The sequence below is a fragment of the Streptomyces sp. NPDC055025 genome, assembly GCF_053608565.1.
In genome coordinates, this window is record NZ_JBSGVS010000055.1 from 16,972 (window position 1) to 31,537 (window position 14,566).

At 70.4% G+C, this 14,566-nt stretch carries 14 protein-coding genes; 11 read left to right on the top strand and 3 right to left on the bottom strand.

Going from position 1 to position 14,566, the window contains the following annotated elements:
* The first annotated feature begins 189 nt into the window (after window positions 1-189).
* From ACWGDX_RS28930 to ACWGDX_RS28975, 10 genes are all read left to right on the top strand, one after another.
* Window positions 190-459, top strand: a complete 270-nt coding sequence (locus tag ACWGDX_RS28930; RefSeq protein WP_453630213.1) for a ribbon-helix-helix domain-containing protein — start codon at window positions 190-192, stop codon at window positions 457-459.
* Complete coding sequence (locus ACWGDX_RS28935; protein ID WP_453630215.1) at window positions 456-893, top strand: type II toxin-antitoxin system VapC family toxin; 438 nt, start codon at window positions 456-458, stop codon at window positions 891-893. Before ACWGDX_RS28930 ends, ACWGDX_RS28935 begins: the two co-directional genes overlap by 4 nt.
* Before the next feature lie 150 nt (window positions 894-1,043).
* Window positions 1,044-2,288 carry an amidohydrolase gene (locus ACWGDX_RS28940; protein WP_453630217.1) on the top strand — a complete coding sequence of 415 codons (1,245 nt, stop codon included), beginning with the start codon at window positions 1,044-1,046 and terminating at the stop codon, window positions 2,286-2,288.
* A gap of 149 nt (window positions 2,289-2,437) precedes the next feature.
* Window positions 2,438-3,502: a BMP family lipoprotein gene (locus ACWGDX_RS28945; protein ID WP_453630219.1), complete on the top strand. Its 1,065-nt coding sequence runs from the start codon at window positions 2,438-2,440 to the stop codon at window positions 3,500-3,502.
* Window positions 3,503-3,845: 343 nt separating this feature from the next.
* Complete coding sequence (locus ACWGDX_RS28950; protein ID WP_453630221.1) at window positions 3,846-5,510, top strand: ABC transporter ATP-binding protein; 1,665 nt, start codon at window positions 3,846-3,848, stop codon at window positions 5,508-5,510.
* A complete protein-coding gene (locus tag ACWGDX_RS28955) occupies window positions 5,507-6,643 on the top strand; it encodes an ABC transporter permease (RefSeq protein WP_453630223.1) in 1,137 nt (378 codons plus the stop codon). Before ACWGDX_RS28950 ends, ACWGDX_RS28955 begins: the two co-directional genes overlap by 4 nt.
* Window positions 6,640-7,935: an ABC transporter permease gene (locus tag ACWGDX_RS28960; RefSeq protein ID WP_453630225.1), complete on the top strand. Its 1,296-nt coding sequence runs from the start codon at window positions 6,640-6,642 to the stop codon at window positions 7,933-7,935. The genes ACWGDX_RS28955 and ACWGDX_RS28960 overlap by 4 nt, the downstream gene beginning before the upstream one ends.
* On the top strand, window positions 7,932-8,399 hold the full coding sequence (locus ACWGDX_RS28965) for a cytidine deaminase (protein ID WP_453630226.1): 468 nt from the start codon (window positions 7,932-7,934) through the stop codon (window positions 8,397-8,399). The genes ACWGDX_RS28960 and ACWGDX_RS28965 overlap by 4 nt, the downstream gene beginning before the upstream one ends.
* Window positions 8,400-8,497: 98 nt before the next feature.
* Window positions 8,498-9,787 carry a thymidine phosphorylase gene (locus ACWGDX_RS28970; RefSeq protein WP_453630284.1) on the top strand — a complete coding sequence of 430 codons (1,290 nt, stop codon included), beginning with the start codon at window positions 8,498-8,500 and terminating at the stop codon, window positions 9,785-9,787.
* Between the two features lie 65 nt (window positions 9,788-9,852).
* Entirely contained in the window at window positions 9,853-10,191 is a 339-nt protein-coding gene (locus ACWGDX_RS28975; protein ID WP_453630228.1) for an STAS domain-containing protein, read from the top strand.
* On the opposite strand, the gene ACWGDX_RS28980 is transcribed toward ACWGDX_RS28975, so the two are convergent.
* From ACWGDX_RS28980 to ACWGDX_RS28990, 3 genes are all read right to left on the bottom strand, one after another.
* Window positions 10,138-11,193, bottom strand: a complete 1,056-nt coding sequence (locus ACWGDX_RS28980) for a sigma-70 family RNA polymerase sigma factor (protein WP_453630229.1) — start codon at window positions 11,191-11,193, stop codon at window positions 10,138-10,140. The genes ACWGDX_RS28975 and ACWGDX_RS28980 overlap by 54 nt on opposite strands.
* Window positions 11,194-11,258: 65 nt before the next feature.
* Window positions 11,259-11,954 (bottom strand): L,D-transpeptidase family protein, encoded by a 696-nt coding sequence (locus tag ACWGDX_RS28985; RefSeq protein ID WP_453630230.1) that lies wholly within the window; start codon window positions 11,952-11,954, stop codon window positions 11,259-11,261.
* Window positions 11,955-12,148: 194 nt separating this feature from the next.
* Window positions 12,149-13,444 carry an MFS transporter gene (locus ACWGDX_RS28990; RefSeq protein WP_453630232.1) on the bottom strand — a complete coding sequence of 432 codons (1,296 nt, stop codon included), beginning with the start codon at window positions 13,442-13,444 and terminating at the stop codon, window positions 12,149-12,151.
* A gap of 62 nt (window positions 13,445-13,506) precedes the next feature.
* Between ACWGDX_RS28990 and ACWGDX_RS28995 the strand changes: the two genes are divergently transcribed.
* Window positions 13,507-14,553 (top strand): LysR family transcriptional regulator, encoded by a 1,047-nt coding sequence (locus ACWGDX_RS28995; protein WP_453630234.1) that lies wholly within the window; start codon window positions 13,507-13,509, stop codon window positions 14,551-14,553.
* Window positions 14,554-14,566: the final 13 nt, after the last annotated feature.

The window sequence follows — 14,566 nt, forward strand, 5'->3', positions numbered from 1 at the left end:
GTACGGATCATCGTAGAGAGCCCCACTGACAACGCCCAGCGCGTTTTCCCCAAGCCCTCCGCCCCGCGCCGCCTCCGCCGACCTCGCCCACCCCCCGGGCCTGCCTCGCCCGCCCGCCCCCGCCGACCTCGCCCGCTCCCCGCCGCCCTCGTCCGGCCGCTCGTGGTACATGACCTGTACCATGGCCTCATGGCCCTGAAGCGCACCAACGTCTACGCCGACGACGCCGATCTCGCTCTGATCAAGGAGGCCGCGGCCCGTCTGGGCGTCCCGGAAGCCGAGATAATCCGTGAGGGCATCCACCGCATCGCTCTGGCGCACCGGGTATGGGACGAACCCTTCGTCACCGACGAAGAGACCTTCGACCTCGGCGGGCCCGTCACCAGGGACGACATCCGTGCGACGGTGACCGATGGATACGAGACACGCGAGCGGCGGAACGACGGGCACGCGGCGTGATCGTCATCGCCGGCACCTCCGGGCTCCTGGCTCTCTTCAACCGCGCGGACCCGGCCCACCATGAGGCCAGGAAGGCCGCGGACAGCAGCGGACTCCTCGTCGCCTGCCCCTTGGCGCTCACCGAGGTGCACCAGGTCGCCACCAGCCGCGCGGGGCGCCGCGCCGCCGACGCGATCCTGCGCTCCCTCGCGGCGCGCGTCCGCGAGACCCGACTCGTTCTGCCACCGGTCACGCCCGGACTTCTCGACACGGCCCTGTCCGTGCGGGCCCGGTACGACTCCCTCGACCTCGACCTCGTCGACGCGCTGAACGTCGCCCTGGCGGCCGAGTACGACACGGACGCCGTCCTGACCCGGGACATCCGTGACTTCCGCACCGTCAGACCGCAGGGCGGCCGGTACACCCACTTCAGGGTGCTGCCCGACGACCTGTGAGGCGTCCCGGAGGAGCGGCGCGGTATACCCGCTCTTTCGCGGGGCTATGCGCCGCCGCGCCGGGTTTCTTCCCCTGGGTGGCTGAAATTTTGCTGATCGTGACTTCGTTGATCCCTGAAGAGGCCTAGTCTTCGACAGGTGAGCCAGTTGATGTCCCCAGAGTCCGAGACCGACGAGCTGCCCGGCGACAGCGTGCTGCCGGGGGAGGCCGCGCTGCCCGGCGCGGTGAGCGAGGGGTTGCGTGCCGAGCTGATCGCCTTCCGGCGGGACATGCACATGCATCCCGAGCTGGGCAATCAGGAGTTCCGTACCACCGCCGCGCTCAAGCACCGCCTGGAGCGGGCCGGACTCGCGCCCCGCGTGCTCGCGGGCGGGACGGGACTCGTCTGTGACGTCGGGACCTGGGACGGGGTGCGGCCCATGCTGGCGCTGCGTGCCGACATCGACGCGCTCCCGATTCCGGACACCAAGGCCGACGCCCCGTACCGCTCCACCGTGCCCGACCGCGCGCACGCCTGCGGACACGACGTCCACACCTCCGCCGTCCTCGGCGCCGGCCTGGTGCTCGCCGGGCTCGACCGGCAGGGCCTGCTGCCCAACGCCGTACGCCTGATCTTCCAGCCCGCCGAAGAGGTGCTGCCCGGCGGCGCCGCCGACGCCATCAAGGACGGGGCGCTGGAGGGAGTCGGCCGGATCATCGCGGTGCACTGCGACCCCCGGGTCGACGCCGGGCTGATCGGGCTGCGCCCCGGCCCCATCACCTCCGCCTGCGACCGGCTGGAGATCTCCCTCGACGGCCCCGGCGGCCACACCGCGCGCCCGCATCTCACCACCGACCTGGTCACCGCCGTGGCCAAGGTCGCCACCGAGGTCCCGGCCCTGCTGGCCCGCCGGGTCGACGCCCGTTCCGGGCTCGCCGTCACCTGGGGACGTATCGACGCGGGCCACGCCTGCAATGTCATCCCGCAGCACGCCGAGCTCTCCGGCACCGTCCGCTGCCTGGATCTGCCCGCCTGGCGCGACGCCCCCGACATGGTCCATGCCGCGATCGACGAGATCGCGACGCTCCACCACGCCAAGTCGCAGATCACCTACGTCCGAGGGGTGCCGCCGGTCGTCAACGACCCGGTCGTCACGGAGCTGCTGCGCGCCGCCCAGACCGCGCGCCGCGGATCGTATGCGATCGAGGACACCGAGCAGAGCCTCGGCGGGGAGGACTTCTCCTGGTATCTGGAGCATGTGCCGGGCGCGATGGCCAGGCTCGGTGTGCGTACGCCCGGCAGCCAGGCCCGGTACGACCTGCATCGTGGTGATTTCGATGTCGACGAGCAGGCGATCGAGGTCGGTGTGGAACTGTTCACGGCCGCCGCGTTGATCGACGGAAACCGTTTGTAACCGGCCATGAACACCTCCCGTCACCTCCCGTTCGCGACGATCCGATAACAGCTTCCGTACAGGTCTTTATCTGACATCTACGCGCGTTACGATCGCCGCGAAACCAGCGCCGGAAGAGGCGCTTCGGTCAGGTCGAAGGGACCACCCTCTTGCGCCGGGTAACCAAGATTGCTGCGGCGGGCATCGCCTCCGCCGCGCTCGCTCTGACTGCCACCGCGTGTGGCAGCACTTCGGCCGACAAGGCCAAGGAAAACGACACGTCGAGCTCGGCCGCCGCCGCGGACGGCGTCAAGGTCGGTGTCGCCTACGACGTGGGCGGCCGTGGTGACCACTCCTTCAACGACTCCGCCGCGCGCGGTATGGACAAGGCCAAGTCGGAGTTCGGCGGCGAGGTCAAGGAACTGACCGCCAAGACCACCGACACCGAGGCCGACCGCGTCGAGCGTCTGACCCAGCTCGCCCAGGCCGGGTACAACCCGGTCGTCGGTATCGGTTACGCCTACTCCAACTCGATGAAGCAGGTGGCGGTCAAGTTCCCCGACACCACCTTCGGCATAGTCGACTCCGTTGTCGACGCGAAGAACGTCGACAACATCGTCTTCACCGAGGAGCAGGGCTCCTATCTCGCGGGTGTGGCCGCGGCCCTGAAGACGCAGAAGAAGCACGTCGGCTTCATCGGCGGTGTCGACGTCCCGCTGATCAAGAAGTTCGAGGCCGGCTTCGTCCAGGGCGTCAAGGACACGGACAAGAGCCTCAAGGTCGACGTCCAGTACCTGTCGCACGGTTCCGACACCTCCGGCTTCGCCAGCCCCGACAAGGGCAAGGCCGCCGCGCAGGGCATGCTCGACAAGGGCGCCGACGTGATCTACTCGGCCGCCGGCTCCTCCGGTTCCGGTTCCATCGAGGCCGTCAACGGCGTCAAGGGCGCCTGGGCGATCGGCGTCGACTCCGACCAGTACAACCAGGCCTCGCTCGCCAAGTACAAGGACTCGATCCTGACGTCGGTCGTCAAGAACGTCGATGTCGGCGTCTACGACCTGATCAAGTCGGTCCACGAGAAGAAGCCGCTGCTCGGCACCAACAGCTACTCGCTCGCCAAGGACGGCGTCTCGCTCGCCACCAGCGGCGGTTTCATCGAGGACATCCAGGCCAAGATCGACGAGGCCAAGCAGAAGATCGTCGACGGTTCCATCACGGTCAAGACCACCCCGTGACCTCCGGTCAGGACCGCCCGGTGACCCCCGGCCGGGACCACTCCGTGGCCTCCGGTCGGGATCGCTCCGGGGCCCATGGGCGGGACCGTTCCGTAACCCTCGGTCATGACCATCCCGCAACCCCCTCCGGCACGCGTTTCCGGGTTCTTCGGAGTCCCGCCGCCGGCTGAGCGTTCGGGCCCGGGGAGAGGCTTTCACCTCCTCTTCCCGGGCCCATAACGATGTGTCAACTCTACGCGCGTAGGCGGGAGTTGACGCGCTAGCGTCACCACGCCCCCCGCCCCAACGCTCCTTCCTCCGAGGAGAGTGCGCCATCAACGCGTCCAGCCCTCCCGCCGTCGAATTGCGCGGCATCACCAAACGCTTCCCCGGCGTCGTCGCCAACAGCGATATCGACATCACCGTGCGCAGAGGCACCGTGCACGCCCTCTGCGGCGAGAACGGCGCCGGCAAGTCGACCCTGATGAAGATCCTCTACGGGATGCAGAAGCCCGACGAGGGGACCATCACCGTCGACGGTGACCAGGTCGCCTTCGGCAGCCCCGCGGACGCCATCGCCCGTGGCATCGGCATGGTGCACCAGCACTTCATGCTCGCCGACAACCTCACAGTCCTGGAGAACGTCGCCCTCGGCGGCGAGAAGCTCCACGGCATCGGCTCCCGCGCCCGCGCCAAGATCAAGGAGATCTCGGACGCGTACGGCCTCGGCGTACGGCCCGACGTCCTCGTCGAGGAACTCGGCGTCGCCGACCGGCAGCGCGTGGAGATCCTCAAGGTCCTCTACCGGGGCGCGCGGATCCTGATCCTCGACGAGCCCACCGCGGTGCTCGTCCCCCAGGAGGTCGAAGCGCTCTTCGACAATCTCCGGGAGCTCAAGTCGGAGGGCCTGACCGTCATCTTCATCTCCCACAAGCTGGGCGAGGTGCTGTCGGTCGCGGACGAGATCACCGTCATCCGCCGCGGTACGACCGTGGGCACCGCCGATCCGCGCTCCACCACCTCCCGGCAGCTCGCCGAGCTGATGGTCGGCAGCGAGCTGCCCTCCCCGGAGACCCGCGAGTCGACGGTCACCGGGGTACCCGCCCTGACGGTCCGTGATCTGAGGCTGACCGCCACCGACACCGACGGTGTCGTACGGGACGTCCTCGCCGGGATCGACTTCACCATCCACCGGGGCGAGGTCCTGGGCATCGCGGGCGTCGAGGGCAACGGCCAGGCCGAACTGGTCGAGGCGATCATGGGGATGCGCGATCCGGACGGCGGTGTCATCACCCTCGACACCGCCGACATCTCCCACGCGCCCACCCGCAAGCGGCGCGAGAGCGGTATCGGCTACATCCCCGAGGACCGCCACCGGCACGGACTGCTGCTGGAGGCCCCGCTCTGGGAGAACCGCGTCCTCGGCCATGTCACCGAGCGCCCCAACTCCAGGCGCGGACTCATCGACGCCAGGGCCGCCCGGCTCGACACCGAGCGGATCGTGCGCGAGTACGACGTACGCACCCCCGGTATCGATGTCACCGCGGGCTCCCTCTCCGGCGGCAACCAGCAGAAGCTGATCGTCGGCCGCGAGATGAGCCACACGCCCAAGCTGCTGATCGCCGCGCACCCCACCCGGGGTGTGGACGTCGGCGCCCAGGCGCAGATCTGGGACCAGATCAGGGAGGCACGCCGCGGCGGTCTCGCGGTCCTGCTGATCTCCGCCGACCTGGACGAGCTGATCGGCCTGTCCGACACCCTGCGGGTGATGTACCGGGGCCGGCTGGTCGCCGACGCCGACCCCGCCACGATCACCCCCGAGGAACTGGGCTCCGCGATGACAGGCGCCGCCACCGGCCATCTGGAGGCCCAGGACACGGCCGGCGACCCCGGCACCGAGGCCGACCCCGGCACCGAGGCCGACCCCGGCACCGAGACCGGCCCCGGCACCGAGACCGGCCCCGGCATCCAGGCCGGGACCGAGGCCGGGCCCGCCGCCGGAACCCGAGCCGGGGGAGAGGACCGATGAAGAAGCTCACCTCCCGCATCGACAAGGAGCGGCTGCTCCTCGCGATCGCCGCCCCCGTACTGGCCGTGGTCGCCGCGCTGGTCGTCACCGCGCTGGTCATCGCCGTCACCGGCAAGAACCCCTTCGAGGCGTTCGACGACATGCTGTCGTACGGCTCCGCCAGCGACAGCCAGGTCTACACCCTCAACAAGGCGACCACGTACTACCTCGCGGGCGTCGCGGTCGCCATCGGCTTCCGGATGAACCTGTTCAACATCGGCGTCGACGGCCAGTACCGCATCGCGGCCTTCTTCGCCGCGGTCGTCGGCGGCACCCTCGATCTGCCAGGCATCGTCCAGATCCCGGTGATCATCATCGTCGCGATGCTGGTCGGCGCGATGTGGGCCGGGATCGCCGGTGTCCTCAAGACCTCACGGGGGGTCAGCGAGGTCATCTCGACGATCATGCTGAACTCCATCGCCACCGCGATCATCGGCTATCTGATCCAGCCCGAGCGGCTCGGCCAGCTCGACGAGGCGGGCACCCTGGTCTCCACCAAGCCGCTGCCCGAGTCGTCCTGGTTCTTCACCATCGACATGGGCCCGGCCGGACTCCTCTGGGGCTTCCTCCTCATCGCCGTACTGGCGGGCCTCGCCTACTGGTTCGTCCTCGGCCGTACCCGCTTCGGCTTCGACCTGCGCGCCGTCGGTCAGTCCGAGTCGGCCGCCGCCGCGAGCGGTGTCAGCGTCAAGAAGATGATCGTCACCAGCATGATCCTCTCGGGCGGTATGGCCGGGCTGATCGGTATGCCGACGCTGCTCAACGAGAGCCACATGTACAGCAACGACTTCCCGCTGGGCATCGGCTTCACCGGTATCGCGATCGCCCTCCTCGGCCGCAACAACCCGGTCGGCATCGCCCTCGCCGCACTGCTCTGGGGCTATCTGGAGCGCACCACCAACCACCTTGAGGTGATCGGCTACGACAAGGAGATCCTCGGCGTGCTCCAGGGCGTCATCGTCCTGTGCGTCGTGATCGCCTACGAACTCGTGCGCCGCTACGGCCTCAGGCGCCAGCAGCAGCGGGTCGGCGCCGAACTCGCCGCCCAGGCCGCCCAGGCTGCCAAGACCGAGAAGCTGGAGGTGGCGGGATGACTGCCACGACGACCGACACTCCGCCTCCGGCCGCGCCGAGGGCCCCGGCCCCGGCCGCCAAGCCCGTACGCCGCAAGCTCACCCTCGCCCGGGTTCTGCTGATCATCGCGGGCGCCCTGGTCCTGCTGTCCGCCGTACGGATACTCACCGGCGCCGACCAGCTCACCTCCACCGGCCAGATCAGCGCCTCGCTCGGCCTCGCCGTGCCGATCGGTCTCGCCGGACTCGCCGGTCTCTGGTCCGAGCGGGCCGGTGTGGTCAACATCGGTCTCGAAGGCATGATGATCCTCGGCACGTTCGGGGCCGGCTGGGTCGGCTGGCAGACCAACCCCTGGCTGGGACTGCTCGCCGGGATCGCCTTCGGGGTCCTCGGCGGACTGCTGCACGCGGTCGTGACCGTCACCTTCGGCGTCGACCACATCGTCTCCGGTGTGGCGATCAATCTGCTGGCGCTCGGGGTCACCCAGTATCTCGCCAAGATCTTCTTCAACTCCGGCGAGGCGCTGACCAAGGGCGGCAACCCCAAGCAGTCGCCACCGGTCGACTCCATCCCCGATGTCACCGTCCCCGGCCTCTCCGACGGGCTCACCTCCCTGGCCAACCACCACTGGTTCGTGGTCTCGGACCTCGCGGGCATCCTCGGCGGTCTGGTCACGAATGTCTCGGTGCTGACCGTCTTCGCCGTGGTCCTCTTCATCGCCACCTGGTGGCTGCTGTGGCGGACCCCGTTCGGACTGCGGCTGCGCTCCTGCGGTGAGAACCCGGTCGCGGCGGAGTCGCTGGGCGTCAACGTCTACTCGTACAAGTACGCGGCCGTCGCCGTCTCCGGCGGACTGGCCGGTCTCGGCGGCGCCTTCCTCGCGACGGTGCCCTCGCACATCTATCTGGAGGGCCAGACCGGCGGGCGCGGTTATATCGGTCTCGCCGCGATGATCTTCGGCAACTGGCGGCCCGGCGGGCTCGCCATGGGCGCGGGTCTGTTCGGCTTCTCCGACGCGCTCCAGCTGCGCAACGGCGGCGAGACCGTCCACGCGCTGCTGCTTCTGCTGGTCGTGCTGCTGGTGCTGCTCGCCCTGTGGAAGGCGTACCGCAAGGCGATGGTCCAGGCCGGCGCGAGCGCGGCGGTCGCCGTGCTCATCCTGGTCTGGTACCTGCTGACGGACACCGTGCCCGAGGACTTCGTCGGCGCCACGCCGTATGTCGTGACCCTTCTGGTGCTCTCCCTGTCGGCGCAGCGGCTGCGGATGCCGAAAGCTGATGGCATGCGCTATCGCAGAGGACAGGGAAAGTGACCGCCGCCGCCGGGAACGGGGACGCCACCGGGGACACCGGGCACGGGGACACCGGGCACGGGGACGCCGCCGGACACGGGGACGTCGACTGGGGGACGCTGCGGACCGCCGCGCGCGAGGCGATGGCCCACGCGTATGTGCCGTACTCGCGCTACCCGGTCGGCGCCGCCGCGCTGGTCGACGACGGCCGTACCATCACCGGCTGCAACGTCGAGAACGCCTCGTACGGTCTCGGGCTGTGCGCCGAGTGCGGTCTGGTCTCCGCCCTCCAGCTCGGCGGCGGTGGCCGGCTCACCCACTTCACCTGTGTCGACGGCAAGGGTGAGGTGCTGGTGCCGTGCGGACGGTGCCGGCAGCTGCTGTACGAGTTCGGCGGCCCGGAACTGGTCCTGGAGACCCCGGACGGGATCCGCACGCTCGACGAGATGCTTCCGCAGGCCTTCGGGCCGGGGCATCTGATCTGAGACCCGGCCCCGGCACCGCCGCGACCCGGCGGGCCGGGGCCGTACTGCCTGTGTACGACGTCTACGACGTGTACGACCCGCTGTACGAAAGGAACGCCATGGACGTCATCTCCGTCATCCGCGCCAAGCGGGACCGCGGCGAACTGACCCCGGAGCAGATCGACTGGGTGCTCGACGCCTATACGCGCGGTGAGGTCGCCGACGAGCAGATGTCGGCGCTGGCGATGGCGATCCTGCTCAACGGTATGAACCGTACGGAGATCGCCCGCTGGACCGCCGCCATGATCGCCTCGGGCGAGCGCATGGACTTCTCCGCGCTCTCGCGGCCCACGGCCGACAAGCACTCCACCGGTGGAGTGGGCGACAAGATCACGCTGCCGCTGGCCCCGCTGGTGGCCGCCTGCGGCGCCGCCGTACCGCAGCTCAGCGGCCGGGGGCTCGGCCACACCGGCGGCACGCTCGACAAGCTGGAGTCCATCCCCGGCTGGCGGGCCCTGCTCTCCAACGCCGAGATGCTGGAGGTCCTGGAGACCACCGGCGCGGTCATCTGCGCGGCGGGCGACGGACTGGCCCCCGCGGACAAGAAGCTCTACGCGCTGCGCGATGTCACCGGCACCGTCGAGGCCATCCCGCTGATCGCCTCCTCGATCATGTCCAAGAAGATCGCGGAGGGCACGGGATCGCTCGTCCTGGACGTCAAGGTCGGCTCCGGCGCCTTTATGAAGACCGTCGAGGACGCCCGTGAACTGGCCGCCACCATGGTGGGTCTGGGCACCGACCACGGCGTGCGGACCGTCGCCCTGCTCACCGACATGTCCACCCCGCTCGGACTGACCGCGGGCAACGCCCTGGAGGTACGGGAGTCCGTCGAGGTGCTCGCGGGCGGCGGCCCGGCCGATGTCGTCGAGCTGACCCTCGCTCTCGCGCGCGAGATGCTCGACGCGGCGGGCCTCAAGGACGCCGACCCGGCGAAGGCACTGGCCGACGGCTCGGCGATGGATGTCTGGCGCCGGATGATCACGGCCCAGGGCGGCGACCCGGACGCGGCGCTGCCGGTGGCCAGGGAGCGGCATGTGGTCACCGCGCCGGCGTCGGGTGTCCTCACCAGGCTCGACGCGTACGGTGTCGGCGTCGCCGCCTGGCGTCTGGGCGCGGGCCGCGCCCGCAAGGAGGACCCGGTCCAGGCGGGCGCGGGTGTCGAACTGCACGCCAGGCCGGGCGACGAGATCACCGCGGGGCGGCCCCTGCTGACGCTGCACACCGACACCCCGGAGAAGTTCGGCTACGCGCTGGAGGCGCTGGAGGGCGCGTACGACATCGCCCCGCCCGGCACCTCGTACGAGCGGACCCCGGTGGTGCTGGAGCGCGTCTCCTACCCGGTCGGCTGACCCGGGCGGGTTGGCCCCCGGCCCCGACACCGTCGGGGCCGGGGGCGCCGCGATGAGTTCCGGCCATGGCGCCGGTCTCATTCGGCGTGGACGCCACAGAACCGATCGTTCTTGTCATCGCGGGCCGGCTCACCCCGGCCGATGTGCCCCGGCTGTGCGAGGAACTGACCGCGCGGCTGTACGGCACGCAGGCGGCCGAGGTGATCTGCGATGTCGGCGGCCTCGGCCCGCCGAATCTCGCGGCCGTCGAGGCGGTGGCACGCCTCCATCTCACCGCCCGACGCCACGGCTGCCGCGTCCGCCTGCGCGGCGCCGACCGCGAACTGCGCCTGCTCCTCGACCTGGTGGGCCTACTCGGCCTGGTCCAGCAGCGGCCCGGGAGCGGTGACGGCGGGCGCCGCTGAGATCATGCCCTCCCGGGCTTCGGGGGGCTCCAGCCTCGGCGGCAGACCGAACAGCGGGAACCAGCGGGCCGCGTCGAGGAAGTTGTTGATCCCCACGATCCGGCCGTCCTCGATCTCGATGATCTGGAGCGCCCATGGCGTATGGCCGGAGCCGTCCTCGGCCGGGTGGTAGTGGGCGAACGCCGGGGTGCCGTTGGCCGCCGTCGGGATGAGCCGCGAACCGCGGCAGACCGAGCCCACACCGAGCAGCCAGCCGACGATGTCCTCATGGCCCTGGAGCCAGAGGTCGTAGGGCGGCATGGAGAACTTGGCGTCGTCATGGAGCAGCGCGGTCAGCGCCTTCATGTCATAGCCCTCGAAGGCCGTGACATACCGCTCCAGCAGCGCCTTCTGCTCGTCGTCCAGCGGATCGGCCGTATCGGTCTCGGCGGGCCCCGCCTCGGCGAGGGTCGCACGGGCCCGCTGGAGCGCGCTGTTGACGGAGGCGACCGTGGTGTCCAGCAGCTCGGCGACCTCGCTCGCCTTCCAGGCCAGCACCTCACGCAGGATCAGCACGGCCCGCTGCTTCGGCGGAAGATGCTGGAGCGCGGCGACGAACGCCAGCCGGATCGTCTCCCGCGACACCGCGGTGTCCGCCGGATCCGCGACCGACGGCAGCACCCGCCCGTCCGGCACCGGCTCCAGCCAGGTGATCTCCGGACGGGCGCTGAGCTGGGCCTCGGCCACCGGTGTCGCGGCCGTGAGATCGATGGGCCGCGCCCTGCGGTTGCCCGCGTTGAGCATGTCCAGACAGACATTGGTCGCGATGCGGTAGAGCCACGACCGCAGCGAGGAGCGGCCCTCGAACGCGGCGAGGCCGCGCCACGCCCGCACCATCGTGTCCTGCACGGCGTCCTCGGCCTCGAAGGCCGAGCCCAGCATCCGGTAGCAGTAGCCGGTCAGCTCCGTGCGGTGCTTCTCCAGCCGGGAATCGAGGTCCTGTGCCGGAACAAGATCACTCATAGGTCACCCCAGTCGCCCCCTTGAACAGTCTCCCGGAAGCTACCGCACGGCACTGACAATCCGGATCAGGTTCCCGGCTTCCGGCCGTAGACGTAGACGTCGTCACCGTTCTTCAGCAGGGACCAGTACTTGACGGCGGCGGCCTTGGTCATGTTCACGCAACCGTGCGAACCCGGCGGGTTCCACATGCTGACGCCGACCGAGTGGAAGGCCTGGCCGCCGTCGAAGAACTGGCTGTACGGCATGGGCACGTCGTAGATCGAGGAGACGTGGTTCTTGTGCCGCCAGTAGATCTTCTTCAGCCCGGTCCGGGTCTCGTACCCGTCGCGCCCGGTACGGACCGGCACGGGCCCGTACACCAGCTTCTTGCCGTCCTGGACCCAGCTCAGCTGCCGCGTGAGATCGACACAGGCGATACGGCCCTTGTTGACCGGGCACTTGCCGGCCTTGTTGGGCGTCTTGCCCGCGGCCTTCTGCTTGTTCATCAGATCCATCACGCCCCAGGTGACGGGTCCGGCGTAGCCGATGGTCGGCGTGATGCCGTGCTTCAGCTGGAAGGAGCGGATGGCCTTGCAGTCGGCCGCGGACTGCTTGCCGTCCACCGGCCGGCCGAGGAACTTCTCGACCTGCTTCTGATACGGCCCCTTGCTGGTCGTACACGAAGCCGCCTGTGCGGGCGCGGCCCCCAGCACCACGGTCAACGGCACCACCAACGCGGCGACCCCCGCCGCCACGGCCCCGGTACGTCCTATGTGCCCCATCTCTCCCGTCCCCCTTCGGTACATGTCACTCATGTGGAGTACTCGGGGTGGTAGACGGGTGAGGAGCGTGCGGAGTTGCACGGACGGGACGGGAGATTTCCCTCAGCCGCGGGAGGTTTCGGCGCCTGCGGAGACGGCCGAGGCTCAGGCCGCTCGCGGCTCAGACCGACGCGGCGGTCAGGTCGACGTGGCGGTCAGACCGACGCGGCGGTCAGGCGGCGTTCTGTGCGGGCGCGGTGGGTGCCGTACAGGGTGAGGGAGACGACGCCGAGCACCGCCGCCAGGCCCAGCAGTACGGTCGCCGCCCAGCCGCCCGCGTGGAACGCGATCGCGCCCAGCGTTCCGCCCGCGCTGCTGCCCAGGTAGTACGCCGACTGATAGAGCGCCGAGGCCTGCGCGCGGCCCGTCTTCGCCGTACGGCTCACCGAGGACGAGGCGACCGCGTGGCCCGCGAAGAAGCCCGCCGTGATCAGCACCAGACCGAGCAGCACCGCGGCCAGGGTGTCCGCCAGGGAGAGCAGCAGCCCCGCCGCCGTCGTCCCCACGGCCAGATAGAGCGCGCCGCGCCGGCCCAGCCGTCCGACCAGCCGTCCGGCCGCCGCCGAGGAGACCGTACCGACCAGGTAGACCAGGAAGATCGAACCGATGACGCCCTGCGGGAGGTCGAACGGCGCCTCCACCAGCCGGTAGCCGATCACCGTGTAGACCGCGCCGAACACCGTCATGAAGAGCGCGCCGATCGCGTACAGCCTGCGCAGCAGCGGATCGGCGAGATGCCCGCCGACGGTCCTCGCCAGCGATCGCGGACTCAGCGAACGCGGGGTGAAGTTCCGTGCCTTGGGGAGCAGAACGCGGAAGGCCACCGCGCACACCACCGCCAGCAGTCCGACCGCGCCGAGCGCCGCGCGCCAGCCCCAGAGCTGGGCGACCCAGCCGGTGAGGATACGGCCGCTCATCCCGCCGACGCTGTTGCCCGCGACGAACAGACCGATCGCGGCGACCAGCGCCTTGGGCCGTACCTCCTCGGCGAGGAACGCCATCGCCGACGCCGGCAACCCGGCGAGCGCCGCGCCCTGCACCGCGCGCAGCGCCACCAGCCACTCCAGGCTCGGCGCGAACGGCACCAGCAGCCCGACCACGACGGCGAGCGCCAGCGAGACGGTCATCAGCGTGCGCCGGCCGAACCGTTCGGACAGCGCGCTCAGCGGCAGGACGAAGAGCGCCAGCGCGCCCGTGGCCGCCGAGACCGTCCAGCTCGCCTGGCCCGCCGTCACACCGAGACCGGTGGAGATGGCGGGCAGCAGGGCCTGGGTGGAGTAGAGGAGGGCGAAGGTCGCGACCCCCGCGGCGAAGAGCGCGAGGCTCATCCGGCGGTAGCCGGGTCGGCCGGGGCTCAGATGCGCGGAGGCGGGGACGGGATCGGCGGTGGCCGTGGACGGCGAGGGGGAGGCACCCACGGTGGTGGGCGCCCCGGTACTGACGGAAGGCATGACTCGAACGTAGGCACCGCGGCTTCATGCGTCCAATGCATGGACCGGCGATAATCGTTCCCATGACGCATGAGCACAGGTCACAGAGGCGCGTGTCATCGAACAGTTACGAAGAAGACATGGCGGCGACAGCCGGTGTCGGTGTCGGTGGTGCTGCCGGTGTCGCCGGTGCCACCGGTGCCACTGGTGCAGCCGAGCTGGATCCCGAGTCCTGGTCGGCCGTCCTCGCACCGCGCCTCGCGTACTTCGCGGGCGTGGCCCGGCATGAGCATGTGACCCGCGCGGCGCAGGACATGGGCGTACCGCAGTCCACGCTCTCGCGGGCGATGGTCCGGCTCGAACAGGACCTGGACATCGCGCTGTTCGCCCGTAAGGGCCGTACGGTCTCGCTCACCCCGGCGGGCCGGACCTTCCTCGCCTCGGTCGAACGGGCCCTCGCGGAGGTCGAGCGCGCGGCCGAGTCCGTACGGGCCGACGCCGACCCGGCGTCCGGCAAGGTGGCCTTCGGCTTTCTGCACACGATGGGGTCCGAGACCGTACCGGGACTGATCAGGGCCTTCCGTGCCGACCATCCGCGGGTCCGGTTCCAGCTCGTCCAGAACTACGGCGAGGCGATGCTGGAGCGTATGCGCGCGGGCGAGCTGGACCTCTGTCTGACCTCGCCGGTGCCCGACGCCCCGGATCTGGTCGCCCGCCGGGTCGATGAACAGCGGCTGCTGCTGGTCGTCCCCGACGACCACCGGCTCGCCGGCCGCCGGCGGATCCGGCTCGCGGAGGCGGCGGACGAGACGTTCGTCACCCTGGAGCCGGGTTACGGGCTGCGCCGGATCACCGACGACCTCTGCGCCGAGGCGGGCTTCCGGCCGCGCGTGGCCTTCGAGGGCGAGGAGGCGGAGACCCTGCGCGGGCTGGTCGCGGCGGGCCTGGGCGTAGCCCTGCTGCCCCCGCCCGCCGTGCCCCGCCCCGGAGTGGTGGAACTGACCGTCACGGCGCCGCGCGCGGTACGCGAGATCGGCCTCGCCTGGCTCGGCGGCCACCCGGACACCCCGCCGGTGGCGGCCTTCAAACGTTTCCTGCTCTCCCGCAGAGGCCAACTGCTCGCGAACTGAACCGGCGCGGTGC

Excerpts from the sequence above, each read along its gene's own strand:
- ACWGDX_RS28930 (WP_453630213.1), top strand. The coding sequence starts at position 190 with ATGGCCCTGAAGCGCACCAACGTCTACGCCGACGACGCCGATCTCGCT.
- ACWGDX_RS28940 (WP_453630217.1), top strand. The coding sequence starts at position 1,044 with ATGTCCCCAGAGTCCGAGACCGACGAGCTGCCCGGCGACAGCGTGCTG.
- ACWGDX_RS28955 (WP_453630223.1), top strand. The coding sequence starts at position 5,507 with ATGAAGAAGCTCACCTCCCGCATCGACAAGGAGCGGCTGCTCCTCGCG.
- ACWGDX_RS28960 (WP_453630225.1), top strand. The coding sequence starts at position 6,640 with ATGACTGCCACGACGACCGACACTCCGCCTCCGGCCGCGCCGAGGGCC.
- ACWGDX_RS28970 (WP_453630284.1), top strand. The coding sequence starts at position 8,498 with ATGGACGTCATCTCCGTCATCCGCGCCAAGCGGGACCGCGGCGAACTG.
- ACWGDX_RS28975 (WP_453630228.1), top strand. The coding sequence starts at position 9,853 with ATGGCGCCGGTCTCATTCGGCGTGGACGCCACAGAACCGATCGTTCTT.
- ACWGDX_RS28980 (WP_453630229.1), bottom strand. The coding sequence starts at position 11,193 with ATGAGTGATCTTGTTCCGGCACAGGACCTCGATTCCCGGCTGGAGAAG.
- ACWGDX_RS28985 (WP_453630230.1), bottom strand. The coding sequence starts at position 11,954 with ATGGGGCACATAGGACGTACCGGGGCCGTGGCGGCGGGGGTCGCCGCG.
- ACWGDX_RS28990 (WP_453630232.1), bottom strand. The coding sequence starts at position 13,444 with ATGCCTTCCGTCAGTACCGGGGCGCCCACCACCGTGGGTGCCTCCCCC.
- ACWGDX_RS28995 (WP_453630234.1), top strand. The coding sequence starts at position 13,507 with ATGACGCATGAGCACAGGTCACAGAGGCGCGTGTCATCGAACAGTTAC.